Below are 8205 nucleotides of genomic sequence, written 5' to 3'. Positions count from 1 at the left end.
TTTCATCAATAAAATACCACGGATTTCAAAACCACAATTCTCCCTTCACCTTTCCCCTCCTTTCTCAAAGGAGAAAAAGCATTTACTCAATAAATCTTTATACAGAAACCTTTAGAGACCCCAACAGCCACTCGAAGAGCCATCACGCCTCTAAGCACCCACGAGTCCCCCACCTCGTCATCCCCTCGGAACACCCCCTGCGCAACACCTAAAGCTTTGCCCCCGCAACACCTTCCAACCACCGCCTTCCCAATTTCATCAATAAAATACCACGGATTTCAAAACCACAATTCTCCCTTCACCTTTCCCCTCCTTTCTCAAAGGAGAAAATGTTTTTTGCCACATCAAAAACTTTTCCATTAAAACAAGATATTTTGCTGCATAGCTAATGAATGAGCTTTTTTCTGTAGATTTTTTCCCGCGATAAAAAAGGAAAAATAATCGTTTTGCGGTTGACAGAATATGAAAAATCGTATTTAATGGTAGATGCGGTAAGGGGTTTTCTGCGTCCAGATTTCATCATAAAATTTTCGCATTACCATAGACTGTTATAAAACAGTGTGTTTCGCGGCAATGTTTAAAACTTTACGGTTTGAAGGTATCTTTCGTCCTTTTCTGACTGTTTTCTTTTGCATTACACAATTTGCATCACCAACAGCCCCATAATTTTGAGATTTTCAAAACAAGTGGTATTCAATAAGGGCTCCCAATAGAACGCCCTAATAATCCCCTTATAAAATACCAATATAATACATCACAGCAATGATGAGCACTACACGCATAAAAATATGAAAACGGCATTATTATGCTCTCATCGCCTCACCTTTCAAGATGCAAAGGCTTGTTTTTCAAAACATTGTTTAGCCAGAATTGAAGAAGATAATATTACCTATCGATCATCAATATGGAGGCTAATAGTATGAAGCCACAAGATTCCCCCCCACCTCATTCCTCACAAACCCCAGAAGGTGCAAGTGCACCTGAAGAGGCGCGTGCAAATGCATCATTAGACACTCTTACTGCACATTTAGAACGGCTTAACATTGAAAAAATAAAAAACACCCCTTTTAATCGTGCGGAATTAAAAGATATTATTGCCGGTTTAGAAAAGCATAATGCCGATGGCAGTTGGATCAAAAATTATTATGATATTCTAGATCTGTACATGATGCCAGCCTTGGTCGATCAAGCAAATCGTAAATATCCAGAGATGAATCTCAAACTTACAAGCCCCCCAGACGGCTTTGCCCTTGCACTCAAAGAAACGCTCGAAAAGGGCATAAAATCTTCTAGGCTGATCGTTAACGCACAAGATAGGGGAATTCATTTTGCGGTTGTCGATCATCAAACCATTGATAATAAAACATCTTTGATCTTTTTTGAACCGACCTTACTGCGTGACACGCTTCCCGCATTACTGGCATTAAGAACGCGACAATCCATTGAACATCACCAATTTCCGAATATTCATTTTGCCATGGTAGAAATGGATATTCAACGAAGCTCCTCTGAATGTGGGATGTTCAGCTTAAGCCTTGCCAAAAAGCTTTATCTCGAAGCTCAAAAATTAGAAAGACTACACAAAGATAATATTAAGGGTGTGTTATGTGAACCAGACACGCCTTTACCTGCTGAAAAATTAGATCCATATCTTCCAGCTCGTTTATACAAACACGTGCAAGGCAGAAGACGTCTTGGGGAATATCTAAAAGCCAACCCAGAAGCAGCACAGGAGAAAGTAAACAAAAAAGGCGAAACCCTAACCGAAAGATTTGAGAGAAGCTTGGTAGCAACAGAGACAAAAACTGTTTCTGTTTCACAACACAGAAAAAGAGCTACAGAATACAAATCTCTAATGATGTAATAAGCGTTTTGGCCATAGCCATATTCCACATCCACAAAGAATGAAGCTCTGCGGCTTTACGGTAAGGCATAAATTGCTGTTAGCAAATCTTCTTTTCCCTTTGAAAGAGGTAAAGATGCAAACAGTAAGCAACGTGATCTCTTAAAAGATAAAAAGATACCTTACCTTTGACTCTGAAAAGCGTGCGATTTTGTCTTTGGTAACAAAATTTTTTAAAATAAAGATGATTTCATCTCTTTGTTTTTTTTAGATAAAAATCTTTCCTGCAAAACATTGTTTAGCCAGAATTGAAGAAGATAATATCACCTATCGATTATCAATATGGAGGCTAATAGCATGAAGCCACAAGATTCTTCCCTCCCTCATTCCTCACAAACACCAGAAGGAGCAAGTGCAAATGCATCGTTAGACACTCTTGCTGCACATTTAGAACAACCCAGTAGCGAAAAAGGCAAAGATATCCCATTCAATCGTGAGGAATTAAAAGATATTGTTGCCCGTTTAGAGGATGATATCTCAACGGGTCGTTGGTTCACAGCTGATTATGCAAGTACAGACCTTAAACTAATGCCAGCCTTGATAGATCAGGCAAATCGTAAATATCCCGACATGCGTCTTCAATTGGCAGCGTCATCTCACGACTTTGCCCTTGCACTCAAAGAAGCCATCGAAAACGGCGTTCAATCTTCTAGATTTATTATTCACACAAAGGACAGGGGAATCCATTTTTCAGTGATTGATCATCAAACCATCGATGACAAAACCTCCGTGATATTTTTTGAACCTACAACACTCAACAATATGAAACCAGCAGTGCTGGCATTAAGAACACAATTGGCTCTTAAAGCGCATGAGTTGCCCAATTGTTCTTTTGCCATGGTAGAAATGGATATTCAGCGAAGCTCTTCTGAATGTGGAATGTTCAGCTTAGCCCTTGCTAAAAAGCTTCATACCGAATCTCAAAAATTAGAAAGACTGCATAAGGATAATGTTAAGGGTGTATTATGTGAACCAGATACACCTCTATCTCCTGAAAAGTTAGATACATATCTTCCAACCTCTTTTTACAAACACGTGCAAGGAAGAAGACGTCTTGGGGAATATCTAAAAGCCAATCCAGAAGCAGCACAGGAGAAAGTAAACAAAAAAGGCGAAACCCTAACCGAAAGATTTGAGAGAAGCTTAGTGGAAACAGAGACAAAAACTGTTTCTGTTTCACAACACAGAAAAAGAGCTACAGAATACAAATCTCTAATGATGTAATAAGCGTTTTGGCCATAGCCATATTCCACATCCACAAAGAATGAAGCTCTGCGGCTTTACGGTAAGGCATAAATTGCTGTTAGCAAATCTTCTTTTCCCTTTGAAAGAGGTAAAGATGCAAACAGTAAGCAACGTGATCTCTTAAAAGATAAAAAGATACCTTACCTTTGACTCTGAAAAGCGTGCGATTTTGTCTTTGGTAACAAAATTTTTTAAAATAAAGATGATTTCATCTCTTTGTTTTTTTTAGATAAAAATCTTTCCTGCAAACATTGTTTAGCCAAAATTGAAGAAATAATACCATTTATCGATCATCAATATAGAGGCTAAGATTATGAAGCCACAAGATTCTTCCCTCCCTCATTCCTCACAAACACCAGAAGGAGCAAGTGCAAATGAATCTTTAGAAGACCTTATTGCACGTTTAATGCAAAGTTCCATCCAAAAAGAAGAAGAACATACTGCACCGAATTCTGTCGAATTAAAAGATATTATTACAGGCTTAGAGAGAGATCTTGTAACCGGCCGTTGGATTAACTCTTATTATGAAAACACAGATATTAGATTGATGCCAGCTCTCGTAGAAAAAGCAAACAGCAAATATCCAGACATGAATCTCAAATTGGCTCTTACAGCAGAAGAGTTTTCGCACGCCCTAAAAGAAGTCGTTGAGAGCGGCGCAAATTCTGCACGATTTATAGTCAATTCGGGAAGCAAAATCCACTTTGCCGTCCTTGATTATCAAAAAGTTGATGAGAAAATCTCTTTGATTATGCTTGAACCTACAACATTTCAGAATATCGCGGCTTGCAAACTAGGGATAAAAATAAATCAAACCCTTCAACGTCTTCAACTGCCTCCTTATTCTTTTACCACAGCAGAAATGGATATTCAGCGAAGCTCTTCTGAATGTGGAATGTTCAGCTTAAGCCTTGCCAAAAAGCTTCATCTTGAATCTGATAAATTAGCAAGATTGCACAAAGATAATGTTAAGGGTGTATTATGTGAACCCAATTCATCTGTATCTGCTGAAAAGTTAGATTCCTATCTTCCAACCACTTTTTATAAACATGCGCAAGGAAAAAGACGTCTAGAACACTATTTAAAAGTCCATCCGGAAGCTGAACATGAAACAGTCAACAAAAAAGGGGAAACTCTGAGAGAGAGGTTTGAAAAAAACTTAAGAACAACAGAAGGAAAAACTGTTTCTGTTTCCTCCCACCAAAAAAGGATTACTGAATACAAATCTTTAACGATGTAATTAAGGCTTTTTCCATATTCCTATTCATCAAAGAACGAAGAGAGGCTGCTTTACGGTTAAGATTTCTCTAAGCAAACCAGCTTTTGCTCTCTTAAAACAAAAATAGCCAACAACTTTCCTCTTAAAGAAAAACACCATTGTCCTATAAAACCAGCCCCTCTTAAAATTGTATCAAAATTCCACAGCTCTTGTTAGCCCAAAGCTCTGTGTAACAATGAGGCTCTTTGGATAAGCAAAACGCTTGATACATAAAATATTTAATGCTTTCGTCTTCAGTAAAAGCATATGTCTTGTTTTTCTGAGAGTATCCACTTCGTATCTCAAACACCCCCACATCAATGCCATGCTCTCAAACCACCACGAACAGCCGCTCTCTGTCCCCACAATCACACACCATCCGTTCTCTCCATCTCTCACTCCTCACAACCACTGCCAACACAAATAATTGTACACCTCTCCCAATCCCTGCCGCGCCAACAGTGCCCTTCTAAGAGTTCCACTCACCATACCATACATGTCACCCCTCCAACCTCACCCGTATCATGCCACCACTAACACAATCGCCAACAAAACCGCCAGCGCAATGGCAATGACCCGTGTGCACCACATCAACACCGCCCGCGCCAATAAGACGCGATCAACAAACCACACCTCATGGGAACGGATCTCAAAACCAACAACAACGCTCTCCATCCCCACAAACAAACCCTTTCCCCTTGCAAAAACTCTTTCTCACAAGAGAAAAAGAATTTATGGGACCAGAATGCACCTCTATACGGAATTTTTTATAGAACCCTCTCCCCCTCACAACCAGCTTAACCGGGGGGAGCCCATCGTCCTTTCCCCACCATGCTACCCCCGCGCCAACAAAACCGCCAGCACAATGGCAATGACCCCGTGTGCACCACATCAACACCGCCCGCACCAATAAGACGCGATCAACAAACCACCCCATGGGAACGGGTCTCAAAACCAACAACAACACTCTCCCAACGGAAAATATGACCACATCCAACCATGCCCCTAGAATTACACAGGTAACATTTTGATTTAATTAATTTTTTCTTCTTTTCTGTTTTTGAAGCGTGAAAAAATTCATTTTTAATCTGTCAACCAGCCTCACGTTAACGTGAGGCTTTATTTTATGGAGAAGTAAATGAGAAAAATATCATCAGCAGGGCTTGCACTCATTAAACAATGGGAAGGATTGCGTTTACAAGCCTATAAAGATTCCATCGGGGTGTGGACAATCGGCTATGGCCATACCACCACGGCTGGCCAACCGTTCGTTCACAAGGGCATGATCATTACTGAAAAACAAGCAGAAGAAATTCTTTCTCAAGATTTAAGACAATTTGAAAATACCGTTGAAAAACATGTGACAGTTTCTTTAACGGATGAACAATTCGCCGCGCTCGTATCGTTTTGCTATAATATAGGAACATCGGCTTTTTGTAATTCGACCCTTCTAAAAAAGCTCAATAATGGCGAATATGAGGCTGTCCCTGCTGAGTTACAAAAGTGGACTAAAGCAGGAGGAAAACGTCTTCACGGTTTAGTGCACCGTCGTGCAGCAGAATCGGGATTATGGGCAAAAGGGGCTTATGTTTCTTCCAACTATCAAACTGTAGAAACGCAAGCACCAACAGGATTTTTCAAAGCAGAAGCGCTTACACCGATTATTGGTTCTTTTTCTGGACTTGGAGGCTTATTGGCAGGCAATGGTCCCATCCAATGGGCATTAGCAACCATTATGGTTTTAGCCGCCTGCGTTGGCATTTTCTTTGTGGCAAAACGGTTTCGGGAGCAGCGCTTATGATGTGGTGGTTGAAAAAAAATCTAATGATAACAGGAGCGGCTCTGACCGCTTTTTTTATCGCTTTAGCAAAAGCTTTCACTCTTGGAAAGAAGGTTGAACAACAAAAGCAAATAGAAAAAACGCTAAAGTCATCAACAACACGGCTAGAGGTGGAAAATGAAATTAATCAAAAAAGTGATGCTGATGTACGCGCTTCTCTTACTCACTGGTTGCGCGATAAAAACAATCAATGAGCATTTTTCTTGCGTTGGTTGGATGCCCATTTATTTAGACAACAAAGATCTCAATATCATCAGTTCAAATCTCGCAAGAGATATTTTAAAGCATAACAAACAAGGGGAACACATGTGTGGGTGGAAACATGGCTAGAAAAAAAACGGAAAAACAAACAGAGCTTACAGAAAAGGAAAAAGAAGTCCTACAAGAAATCATCACAACGTATAAAAGTGTAAAAATGATGTCACGCTATACGAAGTGGATTATCTTCATCATTTTCTTATTAGCGCTTGATTTTTCACGAATCATAGATGTGCTGGGAAGTATTTTTACACAAAAATCGAATATTCAGCTCTAAAATAAATAAAAAACGTGAGACGTTTTAAATCTTTTAAATATAAAAAGCCATTCGTTATTTTTTGAACACATGGAGTTTTATTGATGATTTTTCACGTCTCACGAGAAATTTTTATACACTCTTCACAAACACTTTCATGAAATGAATTTAGGAGCATGAAGAGAGATTTTTAACCAACGCGTAAGTCAATAACTTTGGTAACATAAGAAAAGGATCATACCAACGTACATTTTTTAAATAATCTATTGATATCCAAATGATTTTATACTCTTCATAAATAGCATAGCCAAGAATTTTGTATTACAAAATATTTCTTTTAAAGAAGCGCATAAACAAGCAATGTAATGGGAGCCTTACATAAAACCTCTTATCTTTACGTTTAATAAAAAAGCAAGCTGGCTCCTCCCTGCCTCTCAATGCCCCCCAATTCCCTGCCCCCCAATTCCCTGCCTCTCAATTCCCACCCTCTCAATTCCCACCCTCTCAATGCCCTTATGTCCTATGCATAAAGGTCAAGTTGAAGAGAATATATGGAAAATCCTTGGCTCGAAAATATGAAAAGAAAGCATGAAGCTACAACAGAATTTCGCGTGCCTTTATCATCAGAAGCATTAAAAATTCTAACACAAGCACGCCTATTGTCTCGTCATGATTTTTTTGGCTACCTGTCATGGTCCCCTTAGCTCAAAAATTGCTCCCTACTCAAGAATTTTCTGTCACAATATAGGCAACAAACAGAACTTGAGTATAACAACATGGGTTTGGCTCCAGTTTAGGTGATGAGCTTACCGAAAAAAAGATGAGAGCAAGGCGAAAAATTAGCTTTTATCTTTAAGCTTCTCAAATGGAGCAGTCTCCCCATTTCAGAGATCAACTAAACAGAGAGATGCTTATTCCTCTATGCAAAAGCTTGAAATACCAGCATCTTATTCATAAAAAACAAACCAGCCCCATCATGCTCTTTTCAATTCTGTCTTTCCAACGCTCAATAGGTACTAACTCTTAACTACTGACTTTTAATGATTGCGTTGGTTCATAAAAACCGTAGTGACCTCTCACCTTATGAAGCACAAACCCAGGATTTTTTAACGGTGCAGGCATAAATCTGAAATGAAAAAACAGAACTGTATTAGGAATAACTGACTATAAATCAAAGAATTGTATTTTTATTAGCAAAATATTTTCAAAGGAAACCACGATCCCCGCACAATAGAAACATTTCATAAAAACAAGAGAAAAAGCTATGGATTAAGAGTGAGATTCATTCACAATGACGGTAGATAAACCAGTGGAGAATAGAACAATCCTATAAGATAAAGGAACTGTCATAAAAGGAAAAACTGTATGAAACGTGAAAAAGCATAAAAAAAAACGGGCCCAGAAGACCCGTTTCTTTATTATTTCTATGGAAAAAAGCTTAGAAA

Annotated in this window: 9 protein-coding genes; 8 read left to right on the top strand and 1 reads right to left on the bottom strand. The window is 38.9% G+C overall.

Annotated features, from left to right (window positions below):
• Positions 1-919: 919 nt before the first annotated feature.
• The 3 genes from ACFINA_RS03200 (at position 920) to ACFINA_RS03190 (ending at position 4388) form a co-directional block, all read left to right on the top strand.
• Entirely contained in the window at positions 920-1864 is a 945-nt protein-coding gene (locus ACFINA_RS03200) for a YopJ/AvrA family T3SS effector serine/threonine acetyltransferase (RefSeq protein WP_375606484.1), read from the top strand.
• A gap of 336 nt (positions 1865-2200) precedes the next feature.
• A complete protein-coding gene (locus ACFINA_RS03195; protein WP_375606485.1) occupies positions 2201-3127 on the top strand; it encodes a YopJ/AvrA family T3SS effector serine/threonine acetyltransferase in 927 nt (308 codons plus the stop codon).
• A 334-nt stretch (positions 3128-3461) separates the two neighbouring features.
• On the top strand, positions 3462-4388 hold the full coding sequence (locus tag ACFINA_RS03190) for a YopJ/AvrA family T3SS effector serine/threonine acetyltransferase (RefSeq protein WP_375615057.1): 927 nt from the start codon (positions 3462-3464) through the stop codon (positions 4386-4388).
• A 667-nt stretch (positions 4389-5055) separates the two neighbouring features.
• On the opposite strand, the gene ACFINA_RS03185 is transcribed toward ACFINA_RS03190, so the two are convergent.
• A complete protein-coding gene (locus ACFINA_RS03185) occupies positions 5056-5403 on the bottom strand; it encodes a hypothetical protein (protein ID WP_375606487.1) in 348 nt (115 codons plus the stop codon).
• A gap of 141 nt (positions 5404-5544) precedes the next feature.
• On the opposite strand from ACFINA_RS03185, the gene ACFINA_RS03180 reads away from it, so the two are divergent.
• From ACFINA_RS03180 to ACFINA_RS03160, 5 genes are all read left to right on the top strand, one after another.
• Complete coding sequence (locus tag ACFINA_RS03180) at positions 5545-6207, top strand: lysozyme (protein WP_375606488.1); 663 nt, start codon at positions 5545-5547, stop codon at positions 6205-6207.
• On the top strand, positions 6204-6440 hold the full coding sequence (locus ACFINA_RS03175; protein ID WP_375606489.1) for a hypothetical protein: 237 nt from the start codon (positions 6204-6206) through the stop codon (positions 6438-6440). The genes ACFINA_RS03180 and ACFINA_RS03175 overlap by 4 nt, the downstream gene beginning before the upstream one ends.
• Complete coding sequence (locus tag ACFINA_RS03170; protein ID WP_375606490.1) at positions 6364-6576, top strand: hypothetical protein; 213 nt, start codon at positions 6364-6366, stop codon at positions 6574-6576. The genes ACFINA_RS03175 and ACFINA_RS03170 overlap by 77 nt, the downstream gene beginning before the upstream one ends.
• Positions 6569-6781 carry a hypothetical protein gene (locus ACFINA_RS03165; RefSeq protein WP_375606491.1) on the top strand — a complete coding sequence of 71 codons (213 nt, stop codon included), beginning with the start codon at positions 6569-6571 and terminating at the stop codon, positions 6779-6781. Before ACFINA_RS03170 ends, ACFINA_RS03165 begins: the two co-directional genes overlap by 8 nt.
• Positions 6782-7311: 530 nt before the next feature.
• A complete protein-coding gene (locus ACFINA_RS03160) occupies positions 7312-7464 on the top strand; it encodes a hypothetical protein (RefSeq protein WP_375606492.1) in 153 nt (50 codons plus the stop codon).
• Positions 7465-8205: the final 741 nt, after the last annotated feature.

Origin of the sequence: Bartonella sp. AC10YNML, from assembly GCF_042196825.1 — a bacterium.
Taxonomy (GTDB): Bacteria; Pseudomonadota; Alphaproteobacteria; order Rhizobiales; family Rhizobiaceae; genus Bartonella.
Note: the sequence above shows the minus strand (reverse complement) of the source record. Positions and strands in the feature narration are given on the sequence as shown.

What these genes read in the sequence shown, in the direction of transcription:
- ACFINA_RS03200 (WP_375606484.1), top strand. Translation starts at nt 920, where the DNA reads ATGAAGCCACAAGATTCCCCCCCACCTCATTCCTCACAAACCCCAGAA.
- ACFINA_RS03195 (WP_375606485.1), top strand. Translation starts at nt 2,201, where the DNA reads ATGAAGCCACAAGATTCTTCCCTCCCTCATTCCTCACAAACACCAGAA.
- ACFINA_RS03190 (WP_375615057.1), top strand. Translation starts at nt 3,462, where the DNA reads ATGAAGCCACAAGATTCTTCCCTCCCTCATTCCTCACAAACACCAGAA.
- ACFINA_RS03180 (WP_375606488.1), top strand. Translation starts at nt 5,545, where the DNA reads ATGAGAAAAATATCATCAGCAGGGCTTGCACTCATTAAACAATGGGAA.
- ACFINA_RS03175 (WP_375606489.1), top strand. Translation starts at nt 6,204, where the DNA reads ATGATGTGGTGGTTGAAAAAAAATCTAATGATAACAGGAGCGGCTCTG.
- ACFINA_RS03170 (WP_375606490.1), top strand. Translation starts at nt 6,364, where the DNA reads ATGAAATTAATCAAAAAAGTGATGCTGATGTACGCGCTTCTCTTACTC.
- ACFINA_RS03165 (WP_375606491.1), top strand. Translation starts at nt 6,569, where the DNA reads ATGGCTAGAAAAAAAACGGAAAAACAAACAGAGCTTACAGAAAAGGAA.
- ACFINA_RS03160 (WP_375606492.1), top strand. Translation starts at nt 7,312, where the DNA reads ATGGAAAATCCTTGGCTCGAAAATATGAAAAGAAAGCATGAAGCTACA.